Source organism: Rhizobium sp. SVR5-9E (assembly GCF_056755095.1).
The window spans coordinates 232,818-259,513 of record NZ_JBNDHS010000001.1 but is presented as its reverse complement, the minus strand read 5'-3'; the positions used below and the strand labels follow the sequence as shown (position 1 = coordinate 259,513).

The window sequence follows — 26,696 nt, the reverse complement described above, 5'->3', positions numbered from 1 at the left end:
TGCCGCACTGGGTCACGAAAAGTACCAAGAAGTTGATAAAATGATGTACCATGACAGCATGAGTGAATCGCTGAAACTGACTCTTGACCGCACTGCAGCGGTGCCCCTGGCAGAACAGATCCGAAAAGGGGTGGCCACGGCCATCGAGAGCGGCGTGTTGGAGCCCGGTGCGCGCTTGCCTTCGTGGCAGGATCTCGCTGCACAACTCGGCGTCGCGCGCGGCACTGTGCGGACCGCGTATGGGAAGCTGGCCGCCGCCCAATTGATCGTGGCCGCGCGGGCGACGGGAACGCGCGTCGCCCAGCGTCCCCGCGCCGTCGCAAGGGGCGAGCAGCCGACGGGCATGGGCTCGTTCATCGAGACGTATCTGGAGATGACGCAGGGACCTGCGTTCTTTCAAATGGGTGTGCCCGCAGTCGAAACCTTTCCAGCGACCTTGTTCGCCCGTATTCGCGCGAACGCGGTCCGTGCCGAGGCAACTGCGCCTCCGCTTTATCCCGACCCCCGCGGCGAAGTGGAATTGAGACATGAAATCGCAGGCTATCTCGCCGTCGCTCGCGGCATCCATTGCTCGCCGTCGCAGATCATCGTTACCGGGGGATTTGGCGCGGGACTCGGCCTGGCGCTGGGGGCTCTTGGGTTGAGCGGACACACCGCATGGGTCGAAAATCCGGGCTTTCCCTGGACTAGCAAGGGACTGGAGCTCGCACGCCTGCTCCTCGCGCCGATCCCGGTCGATGCTGATGGTATCGATCTCGATTATGGCCTGCGCCACCATCCGGACGCGAGGCTCGTCGTCGTGACCCCTGGTCAGCAGGCACCGCTTGGTGCCACCTTATCGCTCGAGAGGCGCCTTGGCCTGCTCGAATGGGCGGCGGCGAAGCAAGTTTGGGTGATTGAAGACGACTATCTGAGCGAGCTACAACTGGCAGGCAGGGCTGCGCCGGCGCTCGCATCGCTCGACCGTGAAGGACGCGTCATTCATATCGGATCGTTCAGCAAGACGATCAGTCCAACCGTCCGGCTCGGCTTTGTGGTTGCGCCTGTCGAACTTGCCTCTCGGTTCGCGGAAATGGCGGCGTGCCTCGCCCCGGCGCCTGGCCCTGCGGTGCAGCGCGCGATCGCCGAATTCATGCACGAGGGCTGCTATATGCGCCATCTCCGGCGCACCAAGCGCGCCTATGCCGCCAAGCGGCAGGCACTGCTGGATTGTCTTCAGGCATCCGTCGATGCCGATCAGCTTTCTACACCCGGCTTGGCCGTTTTGCTGAGGCTGCCGAGAACAACATCGGACGTCGCCGTTGTACGTGACACCCTGGCGTTCGGTATGTTTCCGGCGCCTCTCTCACCTTGGTATACATCGCCTGAGAGCGCCGAATCCGGACTTCTGCTTGGTGTCGCGACCACGCCGACAAAGAACCTTGCTCGTACCTGTGATCGGCTTTTCGAAATAATCCGTCGTTTGAGTTGACCAGCTTCGAGGTCGAACGCCTCGACCCACAGGCTTGCCTCCCGCTGAACGACGTATGAGGTTGGGCTTAAGGTCAACAGTCCGAACGATCGTTGCTCAGACGAACGTGTCTTATTTCGCAGCTTCGATGTCCATTTTTGTCGTAGCATCAAGATAGAGTTCATCGCAGATGCTCTCTAACCTTCAACGATCCAATGGAGGTACAAAATGACAACCACGAGCGGGATCATGATCCCAGACAGCAAGCTCGCGAACGAGGTAACGGAATTCGTACGGGACACAGCGTCTGAGCTGCTCTTCAATCACTCGGCCCGGGTCTATCTTTGGGCAGCACTGACCGGCGAGCGAAAAGGGCTGAAATTCGATCCGGAGCTTCTGTATGCAGGTGCTATGTTCCACGATATTGGGCTGACAGAGGGCTACCAGGAGAGCCAGCTTCGGTTCGAGGTAGACGGCGCCAACGCCGCACGTGACTTCCTACGAAGCCGCGGTGTACCCGAAGGCGATATCAAGACGGTCTGGGATGCGATCGCGCTCCACACGACGCCCGGAATTCCCGAATTCATGGATCCGGAGATCGCCTTGGTCCAGGCGGGGGCGGGAATGGACGTGGCGGGTCGCGGCTACGAGGATTTTACGGACAAAGAACGCACGGCGGTGACCGCTGCGTATCCACGCGGCAACAACTTCGAGCACGAGATGATTGACGCATTTTATCACGGGATGAAACATCGGCCCGCGAGCACATTCGGTACCATGAACGAAGGTTTCCTGGAGCAAAAAGATCCCAATTTTCAGCGGTTGAACATCTGCAGCATCATGTTGCGCTCCCATTGGGTCTGTGGGTGTCACAACCACGGCGCATAATCTGCGGTTTCTCAGCTATGTGAGCGGTTGAGAGACCATCCGCAGCGGCAGGCATTATGTTGGGCAGATCTCTTTCGCAAATGTCGTTCATCAATCCACACTAGGGATTCGCGATTGCGAGGTACACTGCTTGATCAACGGCGGAGATCTTCCTCGACAATGCTGTTGGAGATGAATTTGAAACTTGCTGCCAGCGGTTGGGAGCGATGATGCCAATCCAGACAGTCGCGATTGTGATACATGACAATGTCCAGGCACTGGACGTTGCAGGCCCAATCGATGTCTTCACCGAAGCGAATTTATTTATTCCTGTCGGAGATAGATACAAGACGGTACTGGTCGGGCCCCAAGGCGCGCCATTACGTGCATCAAACAGCATGCAGATAACCGCTGACGTCACATTCGAAGATACGCTCAGCGGATTAGATGTGTTGCTGGTGGCGGGAGGCCCCCAGCTGCCGTATGCCGCCCCTGATCCGCAGTTCTTAAATTGGCTGCGCGATGCACCAGCGCGGGCGAAGATCTACGGTTCAATTTGCACCGGGGCATTCGCGCTTGGCCACGCGGGTCTGCTTGAGGGGCGCAGGGTCACCACCCACTGGCTTGTGGCCCAGACGCTGGCGGCACAGTTCCCAACTGCCCTTGTTGAGCCTGACCTCATCTACGTCCGCGATGGCCGGCTTGTCACGTCGGCTGGTGTAACAGCAGGGATCGATCTCGCATTGGCGCTCGTCAGTGAGCGGCATGGGCCGAGCGTAGCGGTAGCAGTGGCAAAAAGGCTCTTGGTGGTGGCGCAGCGCCAGGGAGGCCAATCGCAATTCAGCCCTTATCTCACCGCCCCCTCAGATCCAAACTCGCCGATTGCGCGCATCCAAGATTACGTGATGGCCAATATCGGACGCCCTCACTCGCTTGAGTCACTTGCGCTCGACGTTGGTATGAGCGCTCGCAACCTCGCTCGCCACTTCGTGCAAGAAACCGGGATAACCCCGCATGAGTTTGTCATGCGGGCGCGAATCGACACCGCTCGCATGCTGCTTGAAGGAAGTGATCATGCACTCAAGGCAGTGGCCTTCCGGTGTGGCTTCGGATCCGCAGACCGAATGCGTGTCGTGTTCCACCGGCGTCTTGGCGTGACACCCAGCCAATATCGCGCAAGCTTCCGCCGATCAAAGTTCCGCAATGAGCTTGCTGATGTCGAATAGACGATGGTTCTCTTATTGGTGCCGCGTTCCCCGGCATGGAGGAAGTAGGATACGTCACATCGCAAGTGTTCACGATTGGACGCTCCACGCTTTCTTATGAGAGCTTCGCGCACGCATACCGGCATGGTGTCACACGTACTCGTCATGGGTGCGCCGTCGCTCGCGAGCACTTTGCACGCGGCGAGAAACCTCACTGTGAGACGCGCGGAAGGCTTTGAACAAGGTTGTCTACAACGACACGAATCTTTGCAGGCAATGTTTTGGTTCGGGGCCAAACGACGTTTATCGGCATTTCCCCGCCGGACATTCCATCGAGGACCGTCTTCAGCTTTCCATCGCGAATGTCGTCCTGGACCATCCAATAGGGGAGTTGGACAAGGCCGCGTCCTGCCCTTGCCGCTGCATGTATCATCTCGAAATCGCGGATATCATGTTTGACCGGGATAGGGTGACGCGCGACGGAGCCGTCCGGTTGCTTGAGCAACCAAACAGCGCGCTGTTCCTGGCGTTCCCCGGCGATGCAATCATGCCCGGCGAGATCGGCCAGAGAGTAGGGGACACCGCGGACCGCAAGGTAGCCAGGCGATCCAATGATCACCATCCGTTGGATGCCGACCTGACGCGCGACTAGGTTCGTTGTGTCGTCAAGTTTGCCGATCCGCACCACAAGGTCGATGTTTTCGCGAATCAGATCGACGCATCGATCCGTGAAGGTCACGTTGAGAAACAGCGCTGGATAGCGTTCAGCCAATTCGAGCAGCAGCGGCATGACGAGGAGTCGTCCGAACGCCGTCGGCAGATCAATCCGCACCTCACCACATGGCGCGTCGCGCGCGAGCATGAGCGCGTTTTCGCCGCGCTCGAGCTCGGCAAGCGCAGCCACGCAATGCTCGAGCCAAGCCTCTCCCGCTGGCGTCAAGGTTAGATGGCGCGTTGTCCGATAGAGCAATTTTGACCCTAGCCGATCCTCAAGACGCGACACTGCTCGCCCGGCCGCGGACTTGGTCATGCCGAGCTCCGCAGCAACTGCCGTGAAACTGCCTAGTCGCGTAACCGCGACGAACTCGACGATACCGTCAAAGCGAGATTTCATTGAGTTTGTAGCCTTTGACGCAACAGTAAGTAGGGTTAAGGCACTCTAATCCAGGGAAGAAACTTAGATTATCTCCAGCGGGACATCAAATCGCAAATCCAGACCGATGGAGATTCACAATGCCTTCAATTTTCGATCCGTTCGACCTCGGGCCGATCCGCCTGAAAAACCGCATCGTCATGGCGCCGATGGAGCGCTCGCGTGCGCGTAACGGCGACTGGGTTCCCCAGGCCGACACTGCGCGCTATTTTGCGCAGCGTGCCGGCGCCGCATTCATCGTGACCGGCAGTATCGCCATCAGCGAATGGGCCCGGACCTGGGCGTTCGAGCCTGGCCTATATACCCGGACCCAAATCGAGGCCTGGCGCCATGTTACCGGTGAGGTGCATGATCATGGTGGGGTGATTTTCGGTCAGCTCCGGCATGGCGGCCGAGCGAGTCATGTCTCGCATCAGCCACATGGCCAAGCCACTGTTAGCTCCACAGACGTAGGGGCGACGAAAGCCATCTCCATGGCCTTCGACGCGGGCGGCAAGCCAGCTTTTCTTCTCCAAAGTAAGCCCCGAGCTCTGCTGACGGACGAGGTGCCAATTATCGTTGGCGAGTTCGCGCAGGCTGCCCGCAATGCCCTCGAGGGCGGCTTTGACGGCGTCGAGATTCATGCCGCCAATGGCTATCTCCACGACCAGTTTATCAATGGGGCGTTAAACACGCGCAACGATCGTTACGGCGGTTCGATTGACAATCGGATCCGCTTTACACTCGAAACAGTAGACGCCGTAATCGACGCGATTGGCCGCGAGCGCACCGGCATCCGCTTGTCCCCCTTTGGCCGATTCAATGAAATGCCTGCGTTTGAAGACGAGGCTGAGACCTATCTACGGCTGGCGGCTGAACTCGCAAAGCGCGACATCGCCTACGTACACGTTAGCGATCAAACGCGCTGGGCCGACGATGTCTCGATTCCCAGCAATTACCTTCGAGATTTTCGGAAGGCCTCTCAGCGACCGCTGATTCTTTCCGGCGGCTACCTCGAAACGAACGGGCAAGCCGCAATCGACAATGATGAGGCAGACCTGATCGCGGTGGGCAAGCCGTTTCTGGCCAATCCTGACCTGGTTGAGCGGCTTCGTAACGGATGGCCACTCAATGAGTGGGACACCAAAACCTTCTACACGCAGGGACCCGAAGGCTACATCGACTATCCGTTCTATCAGGATAGACCTGCCTCGTGAGCGGATGGTCAGCCGCCGATACCGGCAGGAAGAGCGCGATGCGGTCTATGTGAAACCGATACTCATTGCCGAGATCGAATACCGCGCCTGGACGCATGACGGGAAGCTGCGGCACGCCTCTTATAAGGGGCTTCGAGAGGAGCAGGACGAGGCGGCGATTTACGAGATCGAGTGAGAATTTAAGGTGGAACTAATTTTTCATGCTGGAGTTCGCCCCCCCAGAAGCAAAAGCAAGAATAGGAGAATCCAATGCTTTTGAAACTCATCACGGTCTCCGCACTTTCGATCGGTCTTGCAACGTCGGCGATGGCTCAGGCCAGCGGCGGATCGGGTGGGAGCGGCGGTTCCGGCAGCACGAGCGGTTCCGGCGCCACCGGCGGTTCTGGCGGCGCGCAAAATCAGAACACGAGCGGTAACTTCAATGGCGGGAGTGATGCCGCCGGGAGTGATATCAGAGAGTCCTCGGACTGCGTTCAGGGCAAGACCGCAGCCAACAAGGCGGGTAAGCCCGTAGCTGGTACAGCCAAGGATGCCGGTGGCAACTGCCAGTAACATTAAGCAGACGATCGAGAAAAACCCCGCGGTCGCTCTGCGGGGTTTTCTTTGGTGTGCCCGGCAGGTGCGAAGAAGCGGCGATCTACGAGATCACGTGAGACACTACCGGCGAAAAGCAAGATGATTTCGCAAACCGTCTTTTTGTCTCAAAAAATTGGCAAGCTGTTGATTCTGACGGATTGCCTTACTCCCGCATGGGGCACCATCGCAGCGCTAATACCGAAAATTTTTCAGTTTCATCTCTTCGCATGCTCCGTCAATTCCTGGAAAAAGAGAGCCGGCGGCCACTCCCATCAAGCGAAGTTCCGTTAAAACTGGGCCACGCTCAGTAAAGGGTAGTTCGAAAACGCTGAGGTATGTCTTGTTCGCTGCCTTGCCACATTGGGTCAAGTAATCTTCGACATCATCGACGGTTGTGATCGAGCAAATTGCTTGTTGCGGCAATGCCCGCGGATTTTCAAGTGCGATGGGATTGAGAAGAGAGAAGTGCGGCCTGACGTTTACAACGCTGTAAATCTGACGAAAATCGCTAAGCCAAGCAGCCCGATCGAACATAAATATCCTGATCTTACGGTTTGCCTCAATTGCGCCTTGGGGCTTTTCTCTGAAAGCAAAGTATGCGGCGACATAGGGTGAATGCGTCCAATCTAGCAAGGGCGTGGGATAGCCATGATGTTGGAGCAAATTCCAGAAAGCCGCATTCTGTACGTTGTCACGAAGATCGAAGTAATGGTTTGTTTTTGAGGTCACCATTGCATGCAACTGAGGGATGTCGTCCGCTTGAAACTTATGCAAGTCGCTTCGATTGGTCCGATGAAATGAGGTTCTAAGTCGGTTAACAACAGGCTGACCTCGAAAGATGAAGCGGTCAGGCTCCATCGATCCCACCATTTGTTTGAACCTTTCCCAGCTCCTGACCGTCTTGTCTACGACCAGCTTGCTCTTCTTTTCCGCAGATCCACGGGTCAGCAGAGAAGTAATTGTTCCAAGCGTTTTGGTGTCCATCATCGTTGTGGCGGTAACGCGCAGCCCTTTGCTCAACATTTTCAGGTCGATCAAAGCGTGTGTAGGAAAATCAATACCGGGGAAAGAGGAGGATAACTCCGATCTGGGTATGTCGGTGGCATCAAGATATCGCTGAATTGTGACCGGCACTTTAAGCTGTTGATGATCCTTTTTGTCCTGAGTCTGGAACCCGCAAACGTAAATTCCGTAGTCGTTACCGGCCTCGAATACGCACGCTCTGCCGGCGAAGTGCGTTTCGTACTCGTCAATCTGAAGCGTAACTTGTCCAGAAGAATACCCGCTATAATTGCCTTGCCACTGCCCTCGCATCGACACCTCTCCGCAATCACACTTGGTCTTTAATCGCTTAAATACACCGGCCTATCTGCTAGTCGCTTAATGTCAGTCGAGCGGAAGTTCAGCGTCAAGGGCATCGTGGGCCTGGATTTTCGTCAACAAGCCAAGCAGTCTCTCTCCCAAATAGATAGCCGTATCCAAGTCCTTGTTAGGCAACTCATCGGCGTGGATGGCTGCACTTGCTATCCGGAAGAAAACATCAAAGCTGTCACGCTGCCCGCTTAGTTCGGGATAGAGCCCCATGGCTACTTTTACAAGCTCCCGTGTTGACATCGAACGGCGTCTAACACCCCACTCTGGCATGCGACGTTCCCCGAGTTCCCGGTGGGTTGATACCACGGGGGCAACTGCCGGAAAATGTGGATCAAGATTTATCCGGAGACATTTCTGATGAATAGATTTTCTTCAAGCTAAATTTCCCGGAGACCCTAGGGGCGCGGTCTACGCCATAGAGCCGCTAAAGCGCTTGTAATGTCTGCCTGCTGGAGGGGTGAGGGGAGCGTTTCGGGTTCCCTTTTAAAATCAAGGGGCGGTTTAGGCCGATAGGTGAGGGGAATTGCACGTGGACGAGAGTTGCTAAGCAATTAATTTTGCTTCGAGAACGAACGATTTTTTATGGAAAGCATGGTGGGCGATGAGAGACTCGAACTCCCGACATCCTCGGTGTAAACGAGGCGCTCTACCAACTGAGCTAATCGCCCCCGGGTGCCGCAGCACCTAGCGTGGATGGCTCTCTAACGATATCGGCGTCGAACTGCAAGACCGTTGCCGGGATTTTTCTCCAATTTTTTCTGACCGGCAATCACCATCCTGCCGCAGCACGCCCTTCAGATTGTTGTGAAGGGCGGCGGATGCCTCGCCTCGTGAGTTTCGCAAGCCGGGATTTGTGTATAGAGATAGACTGCATCCCGGCACCCTTGGTGCTGTGCCGATCATGAAATCATTCTCTCATGGAGCATAGAGTGAAAACGCGCGAAGAGCGGTTATGCCTGAGGAATAGCACACCGCGTACAAGGCTGGATTTCGTTCATACCGAAGGCGCCAAGCTGCTGCCGGATCGCAACGAGCTTCTGCATCGTCTGCCGAATGGCGGGATCGCGGCCGAGATCGGCGTCGCCGAAGGCGAGTTCACGGCAGAAATTCTCAAGCGCAATCGCCCCGCCAAGCTTTTCCTCATCGACCCATGGGGCATGGATCGCTACTCCGCCGGCATGGCCACTGTGCGCGAGAAGTTCGGCGGCGAGATAGCCGATGGAACGGTGGAGATAAGGCAGGGTACGTCGCTCGACGTCTTGCGCACGTTCGAGGACGGCTTTTTCGACTGGCTATACATCGATACGGACCACTCCTTCGACCTCACCTGGCAGGAACTGGTGCTCTCAAACAGCAAGGTCAACCGGGGTGGCAGGATTGCGGGCCACGACTTCTGTACCGGCAACACCGTCAAGCCGATCGTCTATGGCGTGGTGGAAGCCGTCCACAAGTTCTGTGCCGATTACGGATGGCGCTTCGAATATCTGACGCTGGACCCGGATGCGCATTTTTCCTTTTGTCTGCAGCGCCTCTGAGGTAGCGCCTCTACGAGACGGCCTGCGCGCGCTGGTTCCGTGCGCGGGAAATGCCGGTCGCGGCGATCATCAGCAGTAGTGCGGCGGCGCCGATCAGCATGAAACCACCGACGGCGCGATAGGCCAGAACCCCGACGATCCCGCCAACCAGAAAGGCGAGGATCGTATGGACATGCAAAAGGAGCTTGGCGCGGTTATGTCGTGCCTCGCTCGACGGCTCCTTACCGCGGAGGATGTCAAATGCCATCCCCAGCTCGATCCCGATATCGGTCGCCATTCCCGAGATATGGGTTGTTCTCACCCGCGCGTCCGAAATGCGCGTGACGACAGCATTTTGAAGGCCCATGAGAAAGGCAAGGCCGATGACCAGCACCGGCGCGCGCCAGGCTCCAAGCAGCCAAAGGTCGGCGCAGCCGAGGATCGCAAGCAGGATCGCTTCGGTCAGGATGCTATAGGCATAGATGCCATGCATGTTGCGTCTGCGGCCGGCATTGATGAGCAGGGTCGAGATGGTGGCGCCGACGATGAAGGTGACGACGATCGCAAGATAGAACAGGCCGGAAAACCATGCGCCAACGGCAATATGATCGGAGAATGTCGAGACGTTTCCGGTCATGTTAGCGGAGAAGAAGCCGACCGCGTAAAACGCTGCTGCGTTCAACGCGCCCGCGATCGCGGCGAGCCACGAGGCTAGCTTCCTATCGATTTGTTCGTTTCGTTCGTGCCCCTGGCGGATCAGCATGCGCTTTGTCGGTCGTGCGAGATGCCGACAGCATAGAAAGGAAAGGGCCGGCAGGAAAGGCCCAGCGCCAGCATTGTCCCGTTATTCTCTGATCCGGAAAACGAGAGCGTCAGAACGCTGCCGCCGACCCCTTTGAGGGATCGGCGGTCATCGGAGCCATCCGTCCGTCGGCCGAAAAAAGGCCGGCTTAGTGCGCCGTACGCAGCTTCGAGGCGAGAGCCAAGATCATGTCGTCAGCAGCATCGGCGATCGCCATAGCGACCTCAGCCGGCTCAAAGCCGTTCTTCTGCGCTTCCTTGATGATCTCAAGAAACATTGGTTCGAAGGATGCCCGGCAATCGAGAAGGCGCTGCGCATACTGCGTTGGTTCAGCATTCAGGCTGTGAATATCCATGCTCTAAACCCCTCAATTGAGCACTCAGCATGGCAAGAAAATTCGGCTTAGGCAAGAACATGCTTAAATATCGGTTAATTCCTAAGGATGATCCCGAGTTCGTCAGCGGGCAAACCGCGCCGGGAGCGTATGATCACTCGGATTGACTTCCGGCTAAAATAAGAACATATAGTGAACAAACTTTCGTGGAGGTTCTCATGACTCACGCAGAGCTTGTCATCAAGAATGCCCTGGATTTCGTTGCCGCGTCGCGTTCGGCCCGCGAGCGCGACCTCGAACGTCGCGGGCGGTTGCTCCAGCGGATTGAGCTGATGAGAGCGCCGAACCCTTACCTCGTAAAAACCCGCGGCGGCGAGCAGCTGAAGCTTGATCTGGATCGCTGAAGAAAAGCGGCCGCCGCCGCAATGCAGGATGTTGGACTGCTCCGTGTCAGCTTTCTTCCGGTGGTTTGAGCTGCCGGAACTGCAGCAACAATAGCAGGTCATAGACGATCTTCAGCGTAGCGCAGATGAGGAGCGGCCAGGCTCGGTATGAGGCGGCAAAGAGAGCACCCGCAAGCGCGGGGCTGGCCGCTGCGGCTAGGCTGCGCGGCACGGATGTGAAGCTCGCGGCGGCCGCTCGCTCCGCCTCCGTCACAACGGCCATCACGTAGGAAGATCGCGTCGGCACATCCATCTGCGAGAGCGCCGCCCGGATCAGCAGCAAGCTGAGTGCGACGGGCAGGGTGGGCGCAAATGCCGCCAGCATCAGGGCAACGCTCGATGGAATATGGGTGAACACCATGGTGTTGATCAGTCCGATGCGCCGCGACAGCCATGCGGCGACAGGAAAGGAGAACGCCGACAGCACGCCCGTCCAGAAGAAGAACACTCCGGCTTCGGAGAGCGACAGATCGAAACGCTTGAACAGCCAGAGGGCGAGTAGCGACTGGACAACGAAGCCCCCTGCGAAGGCGTCGAGGCTGAACAGCGCTGCAAGCTTCAAGACAATGGCGCGCGAGGGACCGAGTGCGGCGGCTTGGGTAGGCTTGTGGCTAGCAATACGCGTTGGGATGCGTGCATAAAGGAGGCCGCCGGCAGTGCCCAGGAGCGCGTAAAGCACGAACATCAGCTTGATTGCGGTCAGTTGGCCAAGCCCTATGGCACTTGTTAGATCGGGCAGGGCGGCCGCGAGCGCGCCGGCGGCACCTGCGAGCGCCCCCACGAGGCTGTAGCGAGCAAACATCTTCGTCCGCAGCGCATCGTTCACTTCGCGGGTGAGTGCCGCGTGTTCCAGTGGCACGAAGACACTCACGCTGCCGGCCGACGGATTGATTGTGCCGGCGAATGCGATCACCAGCAGCAGCAAGTAATCGTCCATCAGCGACATTGCCACACCCGTGGCAGTCATCAGGCTTGCGGCGGCCAGAAGTAACCAGCGGAGATCATAGCGGACTCCGAGGAAGCCGACGGCGATCGTCAAGAGTGCAGAGCCAAACAGCGATGCTGTCGCGATGATGCCGACCTGCAGCGGGGAAAATCCGAGAACGAGCAGGTAGACCGGTAACAGGATGGCGACGAAGCCGTCACCGAAATCGCGCAGCGCGCGCGCCGCGAAAAGACATGTGGCGGGATGGCTACTTTGCACGGGTCTCACTGCCGAAATGACCTATCGCTTGGTCCCGGCCTTTTGCGTTGCCGGCCGGATGGCCGCGCCCGGCGCAGGATTCGAGGCCGCCTTCCGAGCCTGGTATCAAGGTGCGGGTTGCCGCCGAAGCCCTCGTCGATGCGGACGTCGGCGCTAACTTGCCGGACAAATTTTCGGAGGAAATTTCAAGAGGTGATGACATCATGCGTCCTCCGGGTGAGCGGTCGAATGGACGCGATGCTTCGGCTGTCGCCTCGTGGGGTGATCGCAACCCCATGCGCGATCTTTCCTCTCTTTGCCGGAAGCTGTCAAGCGGCGCGACCGCTCAGATCAGCGCATCCAGACCTCGTGAATCGCGACGATGACAAGGGTCGATTCTGTCGCAAACTCCGGGGTAGCCGTGATCATCAATGCCATCACATCCGTCAGCAAGAAGTTTGCAGCAGAACCATGAGAAAATATGCATGCTTGCGTCGCGTTGCCATTGTCAACGCGAGCGCTGGTTGCTACTCCGGGTGGCGTATTCAAACGCATTTTCCTTCGCAGGCTCCCATGTTTTTGAGATCAGCCGATGAGGCGCCGTCGCCGCTTTTTGGCATAGCGCTGGCGTGCATCGGCTATTCGCTCTTTGCCGTCCAGGATGCGATCGTGAAATGGCTGGTCGCGGACTATTCGGTGCCGCAGATCCTTTTCCTCCGTAGCATCGTCATCGTCATCTTCGCCGGCATCTTCGTGCGTCGGCGCCGTCATCCGTCGATCCTGAAAAGCGCCCAGCGGGGCCTGCTCCTGACCCGCGCGCTGCTGATGTTCGTCGCCTGGCTCGCCTATTATTCATCAGCGCGCCATCTCGGGCTTGCCGAGATCACGACGATGTATTTCTGCGCGCCTGTCATCGTTGTTGTTTTGTCGATTTTCGTGCTTCGCGAGAAAGTCGGTCCGGTTCGCTGGCTAGCCTGCATCGGCGGCTTTGCGGGCGTGGTGCTTGCCGCGAACCCGGCACAGGCGCCAAGCCTCATCCCGGCCGGGATGGTCCTGTTTGCAGGTTTCTGTTGGGCCTGGAGCGTCGTCCTTCTGCGGCTGAGCCATGCGGAAAGCACGATGAATCAGATGATGGCGACGAGTTTGCTTTTTGTCGTCGCTTGCGGAGCGGCGCTTCCCTGGGTCTGGAAATCGCCTGATCTCTTCGACTGGTGCCTGATGATCGGGCTGGGCTGCGTCAGCGCTGCCGGCCAGTATCTGCTCTACGAGGGTTTTCGCCATGCGCCCGCCTCGACGCTTGCGCCCATCGAATATAGCGGCCTCGTCTGGGCCTTTCTCTATGGTTATCTCATCTGGGCAGAAGTTCCGACGCCGAACGTCTTTGCCGGTGCGCTGTTGATCGTCGCTTCCAGCCTCGCGCTCATCTGGTGGGAGCGCCGGCTCGTGGTCGCCTCAAGGCGACGTCTGGCCGCCTAGCGTCCGACAGGTGCGATGCCATTACGAAAATATCGCGATCATAGTAAGCTGCTTTTCGATTGATGCGCGCCAGCGCCATTTTTGGCGCGGAAATTCCGCGGATCGGGTGCTATTGTCCTGATCGTGGACGGATGGGCGGAAGAGGAGCTGCTTTCCGGACTACTGATCAACCTGCGATCTCGGGAGGGGAATAGATTTGCTGACGCGGGATCGGCGGCTAGGAGGAGAGGCCGGATGTATTCAGGCGGTTTGAATTTCGCCCTCGGCGACGAGATCGAGGCATTGCGCGAAAGCGTCAGGCGGTTTGCAAGCGAGCGTATCGCACCGCTGGCGGAAGAGACCGATCGCAGTAACAGTTTCCCGGCGCCGCTCTGGCGTGAGATGGGAGACATGGGCCTGCTCGGCATCACCGCCGATGAGAGCCATGGTGGTGCTGGCCTCGGCTACCTGGCGCACTGCGTCGCCATGGAGGAAATCAGCCGGGCGTCGGCCTCGGTCGGATTGAGCTACGGCGCGCATTCCAATCTCTGTGTCAACCAGATCAACCGCAACGGCAATGACGCGCAGAAAGCCCGCTATCTGCCGAAGCTGATTTCGGGCGAGCATGTCGGCGCGCTGGCCATGTCGGAGCCGGGCTCCGGTTCGGATGTCGTCTCCATGAAGCTTCGGGCTGACAAGCTCGGCGACCGCTATGTGCTGAACGGCAGCAAGATGTGGATCACCAACGGTCCGGATGCCGATGTTCTGGTGATCTATGCGAAGACCGATCCGCAAGGGGGGCCGCGCGGTATCACCGCCTTCCTCGTCGAAAAGACCTTCAAGGGCTTTTCGACTGGCCAGAAACTCGACAAGCTCGGAATGCGCGGTTCGAACACCTGCGAGCTGGTCTTTGCGGATTGCGAGGTGCCCGAGGAGAACGTCCTGGGGACCGTCGGCGGCGGCGTCAAGGTACTGATGTCGGGGCTGGACTACGAGCGTGTGGTGCTTTCCGCCGGACCGCTCGGCATCATGGCGGCATGCATGGACATCGTCCTGCCCTATCTGCATGAACGCAAGCAGTTCGGACAGGCGATAGGCGAGTTCCAGCTGATGCAGGGCAAGGTTGCCGACATGTATGTGACGCTGAACACGGCACGCGCCTATGTCTACGCGGTCGCGGCTGCCTGCGACCGCGGCGAGACGACCCGAAAGGATGCCGCCGGTTGCATTCTCTACGCAGCGGAAAAGGCGACGGGAATGGCGCTCGAAGCGATCCAGGCGCTGGGCGGCAACGGCTACACCAACGACTACGCCGTGGGGCGGCTGCTGAGGGATGCCAAGCTTTACGAGATCGGCGCCGGAACCTCCGAAATCCGGCGCATGCTGATCGGGCGCGAACTCTTTGCGGAGACGGCATGACCGTACTCAAATCCCAGATTTCGACCAGTTCCGAAACCTTCAGGGTCAATCAGGCGGCGATGCGGGCGGCAAGCCAGATCGTTGAAGAAGCAGCGCGCACGGCCGCGAACGGCGGCGGCGCAGGGGCGCGGGAAAGGCATGTGAGCCGCGGCAAGATGCTGCCGCGGGATCGGGTGATGGGACTGATCGATCCGGCAACGCCGTTTCTGGAAATCGGCACGACCGCCGCCTACGGCATGTACGGCGACGAGGCGCCGGGCGCCGGGCTGATCACGGGCATCGGGCGTGTCGCCGGACGCGAATGCATGATCGTCTGCAACGATGCGACCGTCAAAGGCGGTACCTACTATCCGATGACGGTGAAGAAGCATCTCAGAGCGCAGGAGATCGCGGCAGAGAACAATCTGCCCTGCCTCTATCTCGTCGACTCCGGCGGTGCCAATCTGCCGAACCAGGACGAGGTCTTTCCAGACCGCGAGCACTTCGGCCGCATCTTCTACAATCAGGCGAACATGTCGGCGGCCGGTATTCCGCAGATTGCCGTGGTCATGGGCTCCTGCACGGCGGGCGGGGCCTATGTTCCGGCCATGTCGGATGAAGCGATCATCGTCGAGGGACAGGGAACGATCTTTCTCGCCGGCCCGCCGCTCGTGAAAGCAGCGACCGGCGAAGTCGTCTCGGCGGAGGATCTCGGCGGCGGCGATGTGCACACCCGCGTTTCCGGCGTTGCCGATCATCTGGCGCGCGACGACGCCCATGCCTTGGCGCTGGCGCGCCGGGCCGTTGCTTCGCTGAACCGGGTGAAGGCGCTGACGATCGAGCTTCGCGAGCCGGAGCCGCCGCTCTACGATCCGGCGGAAATCGCAGGCATCATACCGGCCGATCTTCGCACACCCTACGAGGTTCGTGAGGTGATCGCCCGCATTGTGGACGGTTCGCGGTTCGACGAGTTCAAGGCGCGCTACGGGACCACTCTCGTCTGCGGCTTCGCCCATATCCATGGCATTCCGGTCGGGATCATTGCCAATAACGGCGTGCTCTTTTCCGAATCCGCAGTAAAGGGCACGCATTTCGTCGAGCTCTGCTCACAGCGGAAGATCCCGCTGGTCTTCCTGCAGAACATCACCGGTTTCATGGTCGGGCGGAAATACGAGACGGAAGGCATTGCCAAGCACGGCGCCAAGCTGGTCACGGCGGTGGCAACAACCAGGATGCCGAAGATTACGATGCTGATCGGCGGCTCCTTCGGCGCTGGCAACTACGGCATGGCCGGCCGCGCCTACTCGCCGCGCTTCCTGTGGACATGGCCGAACAGCCGGATCTCTGTCATGGGAGGTGAGCAGGCGGCGGGCGTTCTTGCCACCGTTCGAAGCGAAGCGCTCAATCGCGCGGGAACAGCCTGGAGTGCCGATGATGAGGCGGCCTTCAAGAAGCCCATTCTCGATCTTTTTGAGAGCCAGAGCCATCCGCTCTACGCCTCCGCACGCCTTTGGGACGATGGCATCATCGATCCGTTGAAGAGCCGCGACGTGCTCGGGCTCTCGCTTTCGGCGGCGCTCAACGCGCCGGTCGAAGAAACGCGTTTTGGTTTGTTCAGGATGTGAGGAAGACATGAAACGGGAAGCGATCAACGCCCTCGATGCACCCCAGCCGCAGGGCGGTTACTCCCAGGCCGTGAGGCTGGAGAATTTCGAAAGGCTGCTGTTCGTCAGCGGCCAGGTTCCGGTCCTGCCGGGGCAGGCGATCCCGGAGGATTTTGCCGCGCAGGCCCGGCAGGTCTGGCAGAACATCGATGCCCAGCTCCGGGCCGCGGGCATGAGCAAATCGGACATCGTTAAGATCAACACCTACATCGCCGACCGCAGCTATTTGGCAGTCAATCGCGAAGTCCGCAGCGAATATCTGGGTTCGCTGCTTCCGGCCTCGACGCTCGTCGTCGCCGGGCTCGTCGATTCCGCCTGGCTGCTCGAGATCGATTGGTCGCGGTGCAATAGGAAACAGCGATGTTCTCGAAGGTCCTGATAGCCAATCGTGGCGAAATCGCCTGCCGCATCATCCGCACTGCGCGTCGCATGGGCATCCATACGGTCGCCGTCTATTCCGACGCCGATACCGGCGCGCTGCACACCGAGCTTGCCGACGAGGCCATCCGCATTGGCGGTGCGGCGGCGCACGAAAGCTATCTTTCGATCGAGCGCATCGTCGCGGCTGCCACGCGTGCCGGGGCTCAGGCGATCCACCCGGGCTACGGTTTCCTTGCGGAAAATGCCGATTTTGCCGAGGCCGTCGAAGCGGCCGGGCTGGTCTTCATCGGACCCCAGCCATCCGCAATTAGGGCAATGGGTCTGAAGGATGCCGCCAAGGCATTGATGGACAGAGCACGCGTTCCGGTCGTGCCCGGCTATCATGGTGACCGTCAGGAGCCGGACTTCCTGGCCGACAGGGCCGCTGAGATTGGCTTCCCGGTGCTCATCAAGCCGCGGGCAGGCGGCGGCGGCAAGGGTATGCGCCGTGTCGACCGGGCCGAAGACTTTCCCGCGGCGCTCGAAGCAGCAAAGCGCGAGGCGCATGCGGCTTTCGGCGACGATGCGGTGCTCCTCGAAAAATACCTGCTCCTCTCCCGCCATATCGAGGTGCAGGTTTTCGGAGACCAGCACGGCAATGTCGTTCACCTTTTCGAGCGTGACTGCTCGCTGCAGCGGCGGCACCAGAAGGTGATCGAGGAGGCGCCGGCACCCGGCATGACGGCCGAGATGCGCCGCGCCATGGGTGAGGCAGCCGTGCGTGCGGCGCATGCGATCGACTATCGCGGCGCCGGGACAGTGGAATTCATCGCGGATGTTTCGGACGGGCTCCTGCCGGATCGATTCTTCTTCATGGAAATGAACACGCGCCTGCAAGTTGAGCATCCGGTGACGGAGGCGACCACAGGCATTGATCTTGTCGAATGGCAGCTGCGGATTGCCGCCGGTGAACCATTGCCTGCAAGCCAATCCGACCTCTCCATCGATGGCTGGGCGTTTGAAGCGCGCATCTATGCGGAGGACCCGGCGAAGGGTTTCCTGCCTGCAACCGGCGTTGTCGAACAGATGCGCTTTCCGGTCGAAGTGCGGATCGACGCGGGTGTCAGGTCCGGCGACCGGATTTCCGCACACTACGATCCGCTGATCGCCAAGATGATCGTGCATGGACCGGACCGCCAAACCGCGCTTGCGAGGTTGACCCATGCACTGCAGGCGTCGCGGATTGCGGGAACGGTCAGCAATATCGATTTCCTCGCCAATCTGAGCCGGCAGAAAGATTTCGTCGCAGGTCATCCCGATACGGGCTTGATCGATCGCGATCTTGAGATGCTTACGGCAATTCCGCCTGCTGCCGATACCGTGGTTGCGCTTGCCGCGGTGCTGTCGCTTGATGCCAACGTGTCCGGCGGCAGTCCGTGGGATACGCTCGGTCATTGGCAGCTCTGGGGCGAGATGCAGCGCATCGTGACCCTGGAACATGCAGGCGAAGGCGCTTCTCTGCGGGTCGTGGCACGTGGCTTTGACATGTTCGCCGTCCATGACGGCCGCCGTGTGATCCCGATCAGGATTGTCAGCCGCGATCGAGATCGCGTTCAGGTTGAGGTCGATGGCAGGCAGGTTCCGGTCGAGATCGAGCGCGGGCCGCATCGGCTGAGCCTGAGCCTCGACGGTTATACGCATCTCTTCACGGTTCCCGATCGGCTCGATGGTGCTGCGTCGGAAACCGAGACAGGAAATCGACTCATCGCGCCGATGCCGGGCTTCATCAAGATCGTGCGAGCGAGCGAAGGTGCGACGGTGTCGAAAGGCGAGCCGTTGATCGTCATGGAAGCGATGAAGATGGAACTGACGCTGACTGCGGCGCGTGACGGCGTCGTGGAAAGCGTTGAGGCGAGCGAGGGCCAGCAGGTTTCAGAAGGCGCCGTTCTCGTGACGCTGAAGCCGGAGGAGGCGTGATGGCGTCCGCGGAGGAATATGTTTCGATTGTCGAGATGGCTCCACGCGATGGACTGCAGAACGAAGAGCGTTTCATCGGGACGGCGGACAAGATCGCGCTTGTCGATATGCTTTCGGATTGCGGCTACGAGCGCATCGAGGTCACGAGCTTCGTGAGCCCGAAATGGGTGCCGCAACTCGCGGACGCAGCGGAAGTGATGGCGGGCATTCGGCGCAAGCCGGGCGTCCGCTACGCCGTGCTGACCCCGAACATGAAGGGCTTTGAGGCAGCACTTGCGGCAAGGGCGGATGAGATCGCGATCTTCGCCTCAGCCTCCGAGAGCTTCTGTCAGCGCAATATCAATTGCTCGATCCCCGAAAGCATCGAGCGCTTCCGGCCCGTCGCCGACGCCAGCCGTGAGCACGGTATCAAGATGCGCGGCTATGTCAGCTGTGTCGTTGAATGCCCCTATGAAGGTGCCGTTTCCCCGGCCAAGGCCGCGGAGGTTACGGCACGGCTGAGGGATCTCGGCTGCTATGAGATAAGTCTTGGCGACACGATCGGCCGCGGGACCCCGGAAGCCGTCGCAAAGATGCTGGCGGCCGTGTTGCAAGAGGCACCTGCTGCGATGCTGGCCGGCCATTTCCACGATACGTCCGGTCGCGCGCTCGAAAACATCGATGTCGCGCTGGACCACGGGCTTCGCACCTTCGATGCCTCAATCGGCGGGCTTGGAGGTTGTCCTTATGCGCCGGGCGCCAAGGGCAATGTCGACACCCTGGCGGTCGCGCGCCATCTTGCCGCGAAAAGCTATTCGACCGGGCTTGCGGAAGAAAGGCTGCAGCAGGCGGCCGCCTTTGCTCGTACTTTGAGGAGTGCTTCGTGATGCCTCAGACACTTCGCATCGAGACCGACGCGCGTGGTGTCACGCGGCTGACGCTTGCGCGAGCCGAGAAGCACAATGCGATATCGGCAGAGATGATGGATGAACTTACGGCCGCGGCAAAGGAGCTTGGCGCCGACCGCCGCGTGCGGGTCATCGTGCTTGCGGGAGACGGCGCAAGCTTTTGCGCAGGCGGCGATCTCGGCTGGATGCGCATGCAATTCGAAGCCGAACGCGCCGAGCGGATTTCCGAGGCAAGGCGTCTTGCAACCATGTTCCGTGCCTTGAACGATATTCCGAAACCAGTAATCGCCAGGGTGCAAGGCAATGCTTTCGGCGGCGGTATCGGCCTACTTAGCATTTGCGATCTGGTGATCGTCTCCGAAGGCGCGCGTTTCGGGCTCACGGAAGTTCGCCTCGGCATCATCCCGGCGACGATCAGTCCTTTTGTCATCGCGCGCATCGGCGAGGGCGCCGCGCGACCGCTGTTCATGTCCGGCAAACTTATCAGCGCATTGGAAGCAAAGGCCGCCGGTCTTGTTCAATATGTCGTTCCGGCGGAGGACTTGGATGCAGCAGTCGAAGCCGAGGTCGCGCATTACCTGAAGGCATCACCCGGGGCAGTCGCGCGAGCCAAGACACTCGCCCGTTCGTTGGGTACGCCGATTACAGATGCGGTCATCGAAGGGGTCATAGAGCAACTGGCAGATACCTGGGAAACGGATGAGGCGCGCGAAGGCATTGCCGCTTTCTTCGAACGGCGCGATCCATTCTGGCGAAGCGAAACTTGAAATGAGCGTAGTTTGAGCATATTTTGATTGCACAGTGATCAAAATATGCAAAGGCTAGGCCATGGTAGCCGCGAGGTTCAATAATATCGCTGCTCACTTCGGTGACGAGCACTCCTCGTTTCTGTCCCCCCGCCGCGTTGCTGAAGAGCTTGGCGTCACGCTCGCCGAACTCGCGCGGCTGATCGGCGTTGCCCGCAACACGTTGACGGCGCAGTCGAGCGCCCGCAAGGTCGATAGCGCGCTCAGCAACGTCGTCCGCATCCTTTCCATGGCAAGCGAGATGGCTGGCGACGAGAACCGCGCGGTGATCTGGTTCAAGCATCAGCCGATCCCCGGCTGGGGCGGCAAGACGGCGTTCGATCTCGTCGGCGAAGGCAAAGCCGACCGGGTCCTTGCCTATCTCGAGGCCGTGCGGTCCGGCGTCTATGCCTGAGACGCAACCCGGCGCAGCTACGCTTCTCTGGCGCGCCTTCGTTCCGAAATGGGCCTATGCGCCGCTATCCGGCGAGGGCGCCGGTCGCTTTGGCGGCCGGTGGAATCCAGTGGGAGCGCCGACGATCTACGCGGCTCGGGAGTTGTCGACGGCCTGGGCGGAATATAACCAGGGCTTCGTCCAGCATCCTGCAATGATCGCACAACTAGAGCTCAAAGGCGCGCGCCTGGCGGATACGATGGACGCGGCACTTCTGCGCGAGTTCGATACCTCTGCCGACATCCATCATTGCGAATGGCGCTTGCTGATGGACGAAGGCAAGGTACCGGCGACCCACCATCTCCGCGAACGGCTGATGGCATCGGGTTATCACGGCGTGATCTATCCGTCCTTCATGTCGCATGGCGGCACATGCGTGGCACTATGGACGTGGAACGAGCCGGGCGGGCCGGAGCTCCGTGCAATCGATCCCGAAGGCAGATTGCCCAGGTCACCGGCCTCCTGGCTATAGCTGCAGTTCCTACAGCACAGGTGGAATTGCACAGAGCGTCGCATTCTGGCAGTTTTGACCGCGAAAAGGCGGGGGCCAGCTAGCCAAGGTCGTTGAGCTTGCGATATCACACCGGAAAAAGGTTGGAACTGCAGAAATGAAGTCATCGACGAGCCGCGACGCCGCGCCGACGATCGCAGATGTTGCGCGCGTTGCGGGTGTTTCGCGCGCGGTTGCAAGCCGTGCTCTTTCCGCCGAGCCGCGGCCGGTTTCCGACGAGAAGCGCGAGCGGGTGATCGAGGCTGCGACGGCCCTCGGCTACAAGCCCAATCTGCTGGCCCGGAGCCTGACGACCAAGACGGTCAATCTCGTCGCGGTCGTCGTCAATCATATCCACGATCTTTCTGACCTCGACCTTTTCGACCGGCTGATCGACCAGATCCAGGCGATCGGCAAGCAGGTCATCCTCATCCGCATCGGCTCCGTTGCGCGCGTCGAGGAATTCTTGCGCAACGGCGTCGCCTATCACGTCGATGCCGCACTGGTGTTTTCGGACTTCGCCGATGCTGCAACCGTCAGGCGCATGTTCCGGTCAGATCTGGTCGTCATGCTGAATGGCCTGCACGACCAGCTGGCCCCGGTGGTGATGCCGGACGAAGCGATCGGCATCGAGGACGCTGTGGCCGACGCGGCGCGGAAGCGTGTGAAGACTGCCGGGCTCGTCACGGGCCGCGCCTCTTCACCGGTAGAGCACGCGCGCATCGGTCTTTATCGCCAGGCTTTTGCAAAACATCGGATCGAGCTGGTGCGAACGGTCCAGGGTGACTATTCCTACGCCAGCGGCCATGCTGCCGCGTCGATCCTGACGGGCGACGATTGTCCGGACGCGATCTTCTGTACGTCCGACGCCATGGCCATGGGTATTCTCGACGTCTGCCGTTCCGACTTTCCGGGAGATAGACCGCCACGCTTCAGGCTGTACGGTTTCGACAACCTGTCACTGACGGATTTCGACGCCTACCCGATCTCTTCCATCGGCTACGACAAGTCGGATTACGTCCGGCATATCGTCGCCTTCATCGCAAACCCCGAAGGTTTCGAGCCGGGTCAGCCGCCGATCACCGTTCCGACGCGTTTCGTGCTCCGCGCCACGTCTTGAACGGAAAAGGCCGCCCGAAGGCGGCCTTGGGTTTTACCACTGCGGGTTCAGAGCCGGCGGGTTGGATTCCGCACCCCACCATTTCTTGTAGTTGGCTTCGTAAGCGCCCGATTGAATGTAGTCGGAGACGAACATATCGAGCCACCGGACGAACTCCGGGTCGCCCTTGGCGACGGCAATGCCGATCGGATCGTTGGAATAGAGGCCGGGCAGCGTGACCAGCGACGGGTTCTTCGTTGCGAGATAGTCGAGCAGCGAGGAATCTTCGATCGCCGCAACAACGCGTTTCTGCTGCAACTGCAAGACGCCATCCGGCGCAAACTGGTCGACATAGACCAACTGGGCTTCCGGCACGGCGGCCTTCAGGAAGGTTTCACCCGTGGTGCCGCGGCCGACGACGACCGCCTTGCCAGCCAGGTCCTTCAGTTCCTTGATGCCCGCATCCTTCTGCACGATGACGCGGAGCCCGGCGCGGTTGTAGGGGATCGTGAAATTAACAGTCGTGGCCCGCTCGAGCGTTGCCGACGTATTCGCAACGGCGACATCGATCTGGCCGGAAACGAGCATCGAAATACGGGCATCGCCGGAAACATCAACGAACTCGACGGGAACGCCGATCTTTTCGGCAAGCCGCGTCGCGACGTCGACGTCGTAGCCGACTGGATTGTTCTGCGCATCGCGGAAGCCGATCGGCTCGCCGCCGAGCGAGACGCCAATGCGCACGGTGCCGCGTGAACGGATGTCGTCCAGCATGCCGGCGACCGACGGCAGCGCCGAGCCGGCGACGACGGCGAGTGCTGCAAGAGCAGTGAGTATGCGTTTCATGTTCGATTCCCTCTTTTGTTGATTACGCCGATTTCGCTGTCCGCAATTCCGGTTCGGACATTGAATCCTCCCAGAGCCAGTAGCGGATCTCGCCCTCGCATCTGAAATTCACCACCTCATGGTTCCCCTTGGCGTCGACCGCGTGAATAACGACGCCTGCCAGGAAGCCAGAGTCAAGTTCCTTGAGCTCTTCGACCGCAAGTTTGATCGCATCGGAGAGCGAATAGCCAAGTTTGAGCGCCAGGACGATCGTGCGCGAGGTCGAACAGCGCATCGTCATTTCGCCGGTATGGGTGCAGGCGGCGGCCCCATAGCGGCTGTCGGCGTAGAAGCCGGCGCCGGGGATGGGTGAATCGCCCAAGCGGCCGGGATATTTCCACGCCCAGCCGGATGTCGAGGTCGCCGCATGGATGCCGCGCTGTGGGTCGGCCGAGAGGAAGACGGTCGTGTCGCGCACCCGTTCGGGATCGGTGATCGCGCGGCTCAGCGGCGCCAGCGGGATGTCCGGGAATTTTGCCAGGTCCTCCGGCGAAAGCTCCTTTTCCAGCCGTTCCCACCAGACGCGCTTGCTGTCTTCGAAGAGGACGTTGTCTTCCGCGAAACCGATTTCACTCGCAAAACGCCGGGCGCCATCTCCGGTCAGCATCACATGCGGCAGGCGTTTCATCACTTCATGGGCAAGGGCGGCGACCGGAAGCGTATTCGGCACGGCACCAACCGAGCCGACCTCGCGGGTATTGCCGTCCATGACGGCGGCGTCGAGTTCCATATTCCCGATCATATTCGGCCAGCCGCCGTAACCGACGCTGCGAACCTTCACTTCGCTCTCGACCTTGCTGATGCCGGCAACCAGGGCGTCGAGACTATTGGCCCCCTCGCGCAGCATCTGCACGGACGTCGGAAAACCAGGCCAGGCTTCTTTATTGGCCACAAGCAGCATGAAAAACCTCTAATCTTTGCGCATCTTGGAAAGGAACTGGGCAACGCGGGGCTGCGCCATGCCGCCGTCGGCGGCGAAGAATTCTTCGGTCGGCAGATCGACCAGCAGCTTGCCCTTGTCGAGGAAGACGATCCGATCCGAGATATGGCGCGCAAACTCGATCTCATGGGTCACGAAAAGCATCGTCGTGCCTTGCTCGGCGAGTTTTGCCAGGATCGCCAGCACCTCCGCCGTCATTTCCGGGTCAAGCGCGCTCGTCACTTCGTCAAGAAGCAGATAGCGCGGTTGCATGGCAAGGGCCCGGCAGATGCCGACGCGCTGGCGCTGACCGCCGGAAAGCTGGGCCGGATAGGCATCGGCGCGGTCGCCAAGGCCGACGGACTGCAACAGGGCACGTGCTTCCGCTTCCGCTTCGCCGCGGGACCTTTTCAGAACCTCGATCGGCGCAAGCGTGATGTTGCCGAGCACCGTCATGTGCGGATAGAGATTGAAAAGCTGAAAGACGGTCGCGGAGCGCTTGCGGGCTTCCGCCAACTCTTTCGGTTTGCCGACGTCGAACTCGTCAACCGTGATCCGCCCGCCGTTGAGCTTTTCCAGTCCGTTGATGCAGCGGATCAGCGTTGATTTGCCGGACCCGGACGAACCGAGAATCGACACTACCTCGCCGGGCTGGATCGTCAGATCGACACCGTCGAGAACGGTGGCATGGCCGAAGGCTTTCCGGACGTTTTCTACATTGAGCATGTCAGAGCCCTCTCCAGGCGCTGTAGGCCCTCAGGCGGTTTTCGAAACACGTGCCGAGAAGCGCGACCAGCTTGGCAGCGGTGTAATAAAGCAGGCCGACAGCCGTCCAGACGATGAAAGGCTTCAAGGTTCGCATGTTGAGGATGTTGCCGATCTTGGTGAGATCGACGACGCCGATGACGGAAATCAGCGACGTCACCTGCAGCTGATTGACAAGCAGCGCCACCAGCGGGCCGATCGCAAAGGCCGCGGCCTGCGGTGCGACGACATACCGAAGCACCTGCCAGCGAGTAAGTCCGAAGACGCGTGCGGCCTCGATCTGCTCGCGGCCGATGGATTCGATCGCCGAGACGGCGATGACATAGACGAAGGCAGCGGTATTGGCCGAAAGCGTGATGGTCGCGGCGGTCACCGGCGCGACGCGGATGTGCAGCAGGCCCGGCAGGCCGAAGAAAACGAGGAATAGCTGCACGAGCACCGGCGAGTTCTTCAGAAGCTCGGAAAAGAAGGTGACGATCGGCGTCAGGACCGGCACCTTGTAGAAGCGGATTACCGCCCAGATGAGGCCGATGACCAGGCCGATCAGCGACGTGCCGAGGAAAAGAGCGAGGCTGACGCCGAGCCCCTGTGCCAGCAGGACGAGATCGTAGGATGTGAAATCCGTAAAGCGCATCAGGCCACGTCCTCCATCATGTCGCGATTGAGGCGCCGGTGCAGGAGGGCGACGGCGAGCGAGACGAGATAGGTCAGCGCCGCATAGACAACAAGCAGCACGACATAGACTTCAAATGGCCGGTAGGTCTGCGAAACGACGATCTGCGCCGAGCCGGTGAGTTCGTTGAGCGTGATCGTTGAGAGGATAGAGGAGGTGAGGACTAGGTTTATGAGTACCGAACCAAGCGGGCGAACCGAGGTCCTCAAAGCGATCGGAAGCACGATGCGGGTGAAGATCACCCGCCGCGACAGGCCGCTCACTTCAGCCGCTTCGATAATGCCCTGATCGATCGCTAGAATGCCGGCGCGGATAACGTCGGATGCGTAGGCGCCGCCGGCGATCGACAATGCGATGACGCCCGTTGTGAAGGCATCAATGTAGATCCCTATCTCCGGTAGTCCGTAATAGAAGAAGAAAAGCTGAACGATGAACGGTACGTTGCGGAAGATATCGACATAGACGAAGGCGACCTTGCGCAGCGCATTCGAAGACGACGTACGGGCGAGCGCGACGAAGGCGCCCATAAGCACGCTGCCGATCAGCGCCAGTGAACAGGCCTCGGCGGTCAGCAGCGCACCTTGACCGAGAAAGCCCAGGTGAGGCAAGAGGATCGAAAGGTCGAGCCGCACCATTCCTCCCGTGCAGGATTGAAACCGGTTTCATCTTGTTTGCTGACGGGGAGCTTGTCAAGTTCGGGCGCAAGGACCTTCACGAAGGGATTCGTGGTCGGGCGGAACAGCCGATGCTGAAACGATGACGCCCCGCATCCGGGGATGCGAGGCGCG

General features: G+C 59.9%; 29 protein-coding genes, 1 tRNA gene and 1 pseudogene. 18 read left to right on the top strand and 13 right to left on the bottom strand.

What is annotated here, in order from left to right; genetic code table 11:
* The first annotated feature begins 58 nt into the window (after positions 1–58).
* From pdxR to ACPYOJ_RS01190, 3 genes are all read left to right on the top strand, one after another.
* The gene (pdxR, locus tag ACPYOJ_RS01200; protein WP_481414632.1) at positions 59–1,471 is read left to right on the top strand and encodes a MocR-like pyridoxine biosynthesis transcription factor PdxR; all 1,413 of its coding nucleotides are present in this window, start codon (positions 59–61) and stop codon (positions 1,469–1,471) included.
* Between the two features lie 207 nt (positions 1,472–1,678).
* Positions 1,679–2,338, top strand: coding sequence for an HD domain-containing protein (locus ACPYOJ_RS01195; RefSeq protein WP_481414601.1), 660 nt, complete (start codon positions 1,679–1,681; stop codon positions 2,336–2,338).
* Positions 2,339–2,547: 209 nt separating this feature from the next.
* The gene (locus ACPYOJ_RS01190) at positions 2,548–3,543 is read left to right on the top strand and encodes a GlxA family transcriptional regulator (RefSeq protein ID WP_481414600.1); all 996 of its coding nucleotides are present in this window, start codon (positions 2,548–2,550) and stop codon (positions 3,541–3,543) included.
* A gap of 190 nt (positions 3,544–3,733) precedes the next feature.
* Here ACPYOJ_RS01190 and ACPYOJ_RS01185 read toward each other — a convergent pair whose 3' ends face one another.
* The gene (locus ACPYOJ_RS01185) at positions 3,734–4,636 is read right to left on the bottom strand and encodes a LysR family transcriptional regulator (protein WP_481414599.1); all 903 of its coding nucleotides are present in this window, start codon (positions 4,634–4,636) and stop codon (positions 3,734–3,736) included.
* Between the two features lie 119 nt (positions 4,637–4,755).
* Between ACPYOJ_RS01185 and ACPYOJ_RS01180 the strand changes: the two genes are divergently transcribed.
* From ACPYOJ_RS01180 to ACPYOJ_RS01170, 3 genes and pseudogenes are all read left to right on the top strand, one after another.
* On the top strand, positions 4,756–5,871 hold the full coding sequence (locus ACPYOJ_RS01180; protein ID WP_481414598.1) for an alkene reductase: 1,116 nt from the start codon (positions 4,756–4,758) through the stop codon (positions 5,869–5,871).
* Between the two features lie 43 nt (positions 5,872–5,914).
* A pseudogene (locus ACPYOJ_RS01175) lies at positions 5,915–6,046 on the top strand (ATP dependent DNA ligase); the annotation flags it as partial.
* Between the two features lie 74 nt (positions 6,047–6,120).
* Positions 6,121–6,423, top strand: a complete 303-nt coding sequence (locus ACPYOJ_RS01170; RefSeq protein ID WP_481414596.1) for a hypothetical protein — start codon at positions 6,121–6,123, stop codon at positions 6,421–6,423.
* Positions 6,424–6,639: 216 nt separating this feature from the next.
* Here ACPYOJ_RS01170 and ACPYOJ_RS01165 read toward each other — a convergent pair whose 3' ends face one another.
* The 3 genes from ACPYOJ_RS01165 to ACPYOJ_RS01155 form a co-directional block, all read right to left on the bottom strand.
* Complete coding sequence (locus ACPYOJ_RS01165; RefSeq protein ID WP_481414595.1) at positions 6,640–7,761, bottom strand: FRG domain-containing protein; 1,122 nt, start codon at positions 7,759–7,761, stop codon at positions 6,640–6,642.
* A 72-nt stretch (positions 7,762–7,833) separates the two neighbouring features.
* Positions 7,834–8,091 (bottom strand): hypothetical protein, encoded by a 258-nt coding sequence (locus ACPYOJ_RS01160; RefSeq protein WP_481414594.1) that lies wholly within the window; start codon positions 8,089–8,091, stop codon positions 7,834–7,836.
* Between the two features lie 322 nt (positions 8,092–8,413).
* A tRNA-Val gene (locus ACPYOJ_RS01155) sits at positions 8,414–8,489 on the bottom strand.
* 261 nt (positions 8,490–8,750) lie between these two features.
* On the opposite strand from ACPYOJ_RS01155, the gene ACPYOJ_RS01150 reads away from it, so the two are divergent.
* Complete coding sequence (locus ACPYOJ_RS01150) at positions 8,751–9,356, top strand: class I SAM-dependent methyltransferase (protein ID WP_481414593.1); 606 nt, start codon at positions 8,751–8,753, stop codon at positions 9,354–9,356.
* Positions 9,357–9,366: 10 nt separating this feature from the next.
* Here ACPYOJ_RS01150 and ACPYOJ_RS01145 read toward each other — a convergent pair whose 3' ends face one another.
* On the bottom strand, positions 9,367–10,098 hold the full coding sequence (locus ACPYOJ_RS01145; RefSeq protein ID WP_481414592.1) for a YoaK family protein: 732 nt from the start codon (positions 10,096–10,098) through the stop codon (positions 9,367–9,369).
* A 187-nt stretch (positions 10,099–10,285) separates the two neighbouring features.
* A complete protein-coding gene (locus tag ACPYOJ_RS01140) occupies positions 10,286–10,492 on the bottom strand; it encodes a hypothetical protein (protein WP_168829814.1) in 207 nt (68 codons plus the stop codon).
* A 197-nt stretch (positions 10,493–10,689) separates the two neighbouring features.
* Between ACPYOJ_RS01140 and ACPYOJ_RS01135 the strand changes: the two genes are divergently transcribed.
* On the top strand, positions 10,690–10,875 hold the full coding sequence (locus ACPYOJ_RS01135; protein WP_168829815.1) for a hypothetical protein: 186 nt from the start codon (positions 10,690–10,692) through the stop codon (positions 10,873–10,875).
* 46 nt (positions 10,876–10,921) lie between these two features.
* On the opposite strand, the gene ACPYOJ_RS01130 is transcribed toward ACPYOJ_RS01135, so the two are convergent.
* Both ACPYOJ_RS01130 and ACPYOJ_RS01125 read right to left on the bottom strand, forming a co-directional pair.
* Entirely contained in the window at positions 10,922–12,127 is a 1,206-nt protein-coding gene (locus ACPYOJ_RS01130) for an MFS transporter (protein ID WP_481414591.1), read from the bottom strand.
* Positions 12,128–12,448: 321 nt separating this feature from the next.
* Positions 12,449–12,646, bottom strand: coding sequence for a hypothetical protein (locus tag ACPYOJ_RS01125; protein ID WP_481414590.1), 198 nt, complete (start codon positions 12,644–12,646; stop codon positions 12,449–12,451).
* A gap of 24 nt (positions 12,647–12,670) precedes the next feature.
* On the opposite strand from ACPYOJ_RS01125, the gene ACPYOJ_RS01120 reads away from it, so the two are divergent.
* The 10 genes from ACPYOJ_RS01120 to ACPYOJ_RS01075 all read left to right on the top strand — a co-directional run bounded on the left by ACPYOJ_RS01120 (position 12,671) and on the right by ACPYOJ_RS01075 (position 22,687).
* Positions 12,671–13,573: a DMT family transporter gene (locus ACPYOJ_RS01120; protein WP_481414589.1), complete on the top strand. Its 903-nt coding sequence runs from the start codon at positions 12,671–12,673 to the stop codon at positions 13,571–13,573.
* Between the two features lie 234 nt (positions 13,574–13,807).
* Positions 13,808–14,971, top strand: coding sequence for an isovaleryl-CoA dehydrogenase (locus tag ACPYOJ_RS01115; protein WP_481414588.1), 1,164 nt, complete (start codon positions 13,808–13,810; stop codon positions 14,969–14,971).
* On the top strand, positions 14,968–16,575 hold the full coding sequence (locus ACPYOJ_RS01110; protein WP_481414587.1) for a carboxyl transferase domain-containing protein: 1,608 nt from the start codon (positions 14,968–14,970) through the stop codon (positions 16,573–16,575). The genes ACPYOJ_RS01115 and ACPYOJ_RS01110 overlap by 4 nt, the downstream gene beginning before the upstream one ends.
* A 7-nt stretch (positions 16,576–16,582) precedes the next feature.
* Entirely contained in the window at positions 16,583–16,993 is a 411-nt protein-coding gene (locus ACPYOJ_RS01105; protein WP_481414586.1) for a RidA family protein, read from the top strand.
* Positions 16,975–18,951, top strand: coding sequence for an acetyl/propionyl/methylcrotonyl-CoA carboxylase subunit alpha (locus tag ACPYOJ_RS01100; RefSeq protein ID WP_481414585.1), 1,977 nt, complete (start codon positions 16,975–16,977; stop codon positions 18,949–18,951). The genes ACPYOJ_RS01105 and ACPYOJ_RS01100 overlap by 19 nt, the downstream gene beginning before the upstream one ends.
* Positions 18,951–19,817 carry a hydroxymethylglutaryl-CoA lyase gene (locus tag ACPYOJ_RS01095; RefSeq protein ID WP_481414584.1) on the top strand — a complete coding sequence of 289 codons (867 nt, stop codon included), beginning with the start codon at positions 18,951–18,953 and terminating at the stop codon, positions 19,815–19,817. Before ACPYOJ_RS01100 ends, ACPYOJ_RS01095 begins: the two co-directional genes overlap by 1 nt.
* Complete coding sequence (locus ACPYOJ_RS01090; RefSeq protein ID WP_481414583.1) at positions 19,817–20,605, top strand: crotonase/enoyl-CoA hydratase family protein; 789 nt, start codon at positions 19,817–19,819, stop codon at positions 20,603–20,605. Before ACPYOJ_RS01095 ends, ACPYOJ_RS01090 begins: the two co-directional genes overlap by 1 nt.
* A gap of 61 nt (positions 20,606–20,666) precedes the next feature.
* Complete coding sequence (locus ACPYOJ_RS01085) at positions 20,667–21,038, top strand: antitoxin Xre/MbcA/ParS toxin-binding domain-containing protein (RefSeq protein ID WP_481414582.1); 372 nt, start codon at positions 20,667–20,669, stop codon at positions 21,036–21,038.
* A complete protein-coding gene (locus ACPYOJ_RS01080) occupies positions 21,031–21,549 on the top strand; it encodes an RES family NAD+ phosphorylase (protein ID WP_481414581.1) in 519 nt (172 codons plus the stop codon). Before ACPYOJ_RS01085 ends, ACPYOJ_RS01080 begins: the two co-directional genes overlap by 8 nt.
* 136 nt (positions 21,550–21,685) lie before the next feature.
* Positions 21,686–22,687, top strand: a complete 1,002-nt coding sequence (locus ACPYOJ_RS01075) for a LacI family DNA-binding transcriptional regulator (protein WP_481414580.1) — start codon at positions 21,686–21,688, stop codon at positions 22,685–22,687.
* A 33-nt stretch (positions 22,688–22,720) separates the two neighbouring features.
* Here ACPYOJ_RS01075 and ACPYOJ_RS01070 read toward each other — a convergent pair whose 3' ends face one another.
* Genes ACPYOJ_RS01070 through ACPYOJ_RS01050 form a run of 5 tightly spaced genes read right to left on the bottom strand, consistent with a single transcriptional unit; the run spans position 22,721 to position 26,543 of the window.
* Entirely contained in the window at positions 22,721–23,512 is a 792-nt protein-coding gene (locus tag ACPYOJ_RS01070; RefSeq protein WP_481414579.1) for a transporter substrate-binding domain-containing protein, read from the bottom strand.
* A 22-nt stretch (positions 23,513–23,534) separates the two neighbouring features.
* Entirely contained in the window at positions 23,535–24,452 is a 918-nt protein-coding gene (locus tag ACPYOJ_RS01065; RefSeq protein ID WP_168829827.1) for a glycosylasparaginase, read from the bottom strand.
* A 9-nt stretch (positions 24,453–24,461) separates the two neighbouring features.
* The gene (locus ACPYOJ_RS01060; RefSeq protein WP_168829828.1) at positions 24,462–25,196 is read right to left on the bottom strand and encodes an amino acid ABC transporter ATP-binding protein; all 735 of its coding nucleotides are present in this window, start codon (positions 25,194–25,196) and stop codon (positions 24,462–24,464) included.
* 1 nt (position 25,197) lies between these two features.
* Positions 25,198–25,869 (bottom strand): amino acid ABC transporter permease, encoded by a 672-nt coding sequence (locus tag ACPYOJ_RS01055; protein ID WP_481414578.1) that lies wholly within the window; start codon positions 25,867–25,869, stop codon positions 25,198–25,200.
* Positions 25,869–26,543: an amino acid ABC transporter permease gene (locus tag ACPYOJ_RS01050; RefSeq protein WP_481414577.1), complete on the bottom strand. Its 675-nt coding sequence runs from the start codon at positions 26,541–26,543 to the stop codon at positions 25,869–25,871. The genes ACPYOJ_RS01055 and ACPYOJ_RS01050 overlap by 1 nt, the downstream gene beginning before the upstream one ends.
* Between the last annotated feature and the right edge of the window lie 153 nt (positions 26,544–26,696).

Bases quoted from the DNA above. Each gene is read 5' to 3' on its own strand.
- ACPYOJ_RS01135 (WP_168829815.1), top strand. From the start codon at position 10,690: ATGACTCACGCAGAGCTTGTCATCAAGAATGCCCTGGATTTCGTTGCC.
- ACPYOJ_RS01115 (WP_481414588.1), top strand. From the start codon at position 13,808: ATGTATTCAGGCGGTTTGAATTTCGCCCTCGGCGACGAGATCGAGGCA.
- ACPYOJ_RS01190 (WP_481414600.1), top strand. From the start codon at position 2,548: ATGCCAATCCAGACAGTCGCGATTGTGATACATGACAATGTCCAGGCA.
- ACPYOJ_RS01095 (WP_481414584.1), top strand. From the start codon at position 18,951: ATGGCGTCCGCGGAGGAATATGTTTCGATTGTCGAGATGGCTCCACGC.
- ACPYOJ_RS01080 (WP_481414581.1), top strand. From the start codon at position 21,031: ATGCCTGAGACGCAACCCGGCGCAGCTACGCTTCTCTGGCGCGCCTTC.
- ACPYOJ_RS01075 (WP_481414580.1), top strand. From the start codon at position 21,686: ATGAAGTCATCGACGAGCCGCGACGCCGCGCCGACGATCGCAGATGTT.
- ACPYOJ_RS01180 (WP_481414598.1), top strand. From the start codon at position 4,756: ATGCCTTCAATTTTCGATCCGTTCGACCTCGGGCCGATCCGCCTGAAA.
- ACPYOJ_RS01170 (WP_481414596.1), top strand. From the start codon at position 6,121: ATGCTTTTGAAACTCATCACGGTCTCCGCACTTTCGATCGGTCTTGCA.
- ACPYOJ_RS01165 (WP_481414595.1), bottom strand. From the start codon at position 7,761: ATGCGAGGGCAGTGGCAAGGCAATTATAGCGGGTATTCTTCTGGACAA.
- ACPYOJ_RS01145 (WP_481414592.1), bottom strand. From the start codon at position 10,098: ATGCTGATCCGCCAGGGGCACGAACGAAACGAACAAATCGATAGGAAG.
- ACPYOJ_RS01120 (WP_481414589.1), top strand. From the start codon at position 12,671: ATGTTTTTGAGATCAGCCGATGAGGCGCCGTCGCCGCTTTTTGGCATA.
- pdxR (WP_481414632.1), top strand. From the start codon at position 59: ATGAGTGAATCGCTGAAACTGACTCTTGACCGCACTGCAGCGGTGCCC.
- ACPYOJ_RS01065 (WP_168829827.1), bottom strand. From the start codon at position 24,452: ATGCTGCTTGTGGCCAATAAAGAAGCCTGGCCTGGTTTTCCGACGTCC.
- ACPYOJ_RS01055 (WP_481414578.1), bottom strand. From the start codon at position 25,869: ATGCGCTTTACGGATTTCACATCCTACGATCTCGTCCTGCTGGCACAG.
- ACPYOJ_RS01070 (WP_481414579.1), bottom strand. From the start codon at position 23,512: ATGAAACGCATACTCACTGCTCTTGCAGCACTCGCCGTCGTCGCCGGC.
- ACPYOJ_RS01090 (WP_481414583.1), top strand. From the start codon at position 19,817: ATGCCTCAGACACTTCGCATCGAGACCGACGCGCGTGGTGTCACGCGG.
- ACPYOJ_RS01140 (WP_168829814.1), bottom strand. From the start codon at position 10,492: ATGGATATTCACAGCCTGAATGCTGAACCAACGCAGTATGCGCAGCGC.
- ACPYOJ_RS01060 (WP_168829828.1), bottom strand. From the start codon at position 25,196: ATGCTCAATGTAGAAAACGTCCGGAAAGCCTTCGGCCATGCCACCGTT.
- ACPYOJ_RS01160 (WP_481414594.1), bottom strand. From the start codon at position 8,091: ATGCCAGAGTGGGGTGTTAGACGCCGTTCGATGTCAACACGGGAGCTT.
- ACPYOJ_RS01085 (WP_481414582.1), top strand. From the start codon at position 20,667: ATGGTAGCCGCGAGGTTCAATAATATCGCTGCTCACTTCGGTGACGAG.
- ACPYOJ_RS01185 (WP_481414599.1), bottom strand. From the start codon at position 4,636: ATGAAATCTCGCTTTGACGGTATCGTCGAGTTCGTCGCGGTTACGCGA.
- ACPYOJ_RS01100 (WP_481414585.1), top strand. From the start codon at position 16,975: ATGTTCTCGAAGGTCCTGATAGCCAATCGTGGCGAAATCGCCTGCCGC.
- ACPYOJ_RS01050 (WP_481414577.1), bottom strand. From the start codon at position 26,543: ATGGTGCGGCTCGACCTTTCGATCCTCTTGCCTCACCTGGGCTTTCTC.
- ACPYOJ_RS01110 (WP_481414587.1), top strand. From the start codon at position 14,968: ATGACCGTACTCAAATCCCAGATTTCGACCAGTTCCGAAACCTTCAGG.
- ACPYOJ_RS01195 (WP_481414601.1), top strand. From the start codon at position 1,679: ATGACAACCACGAGCGGGATCATGATCCCAGACAGCAAGCTCGCGAAC.
- ACPYOJ_RS01105 (WP_481414586.1), top strand. From the start codon at position 16,583: ATGAAACGGGAAGCGATCAACGCCCTCGATGCACCCCAGCCGCAGGGC.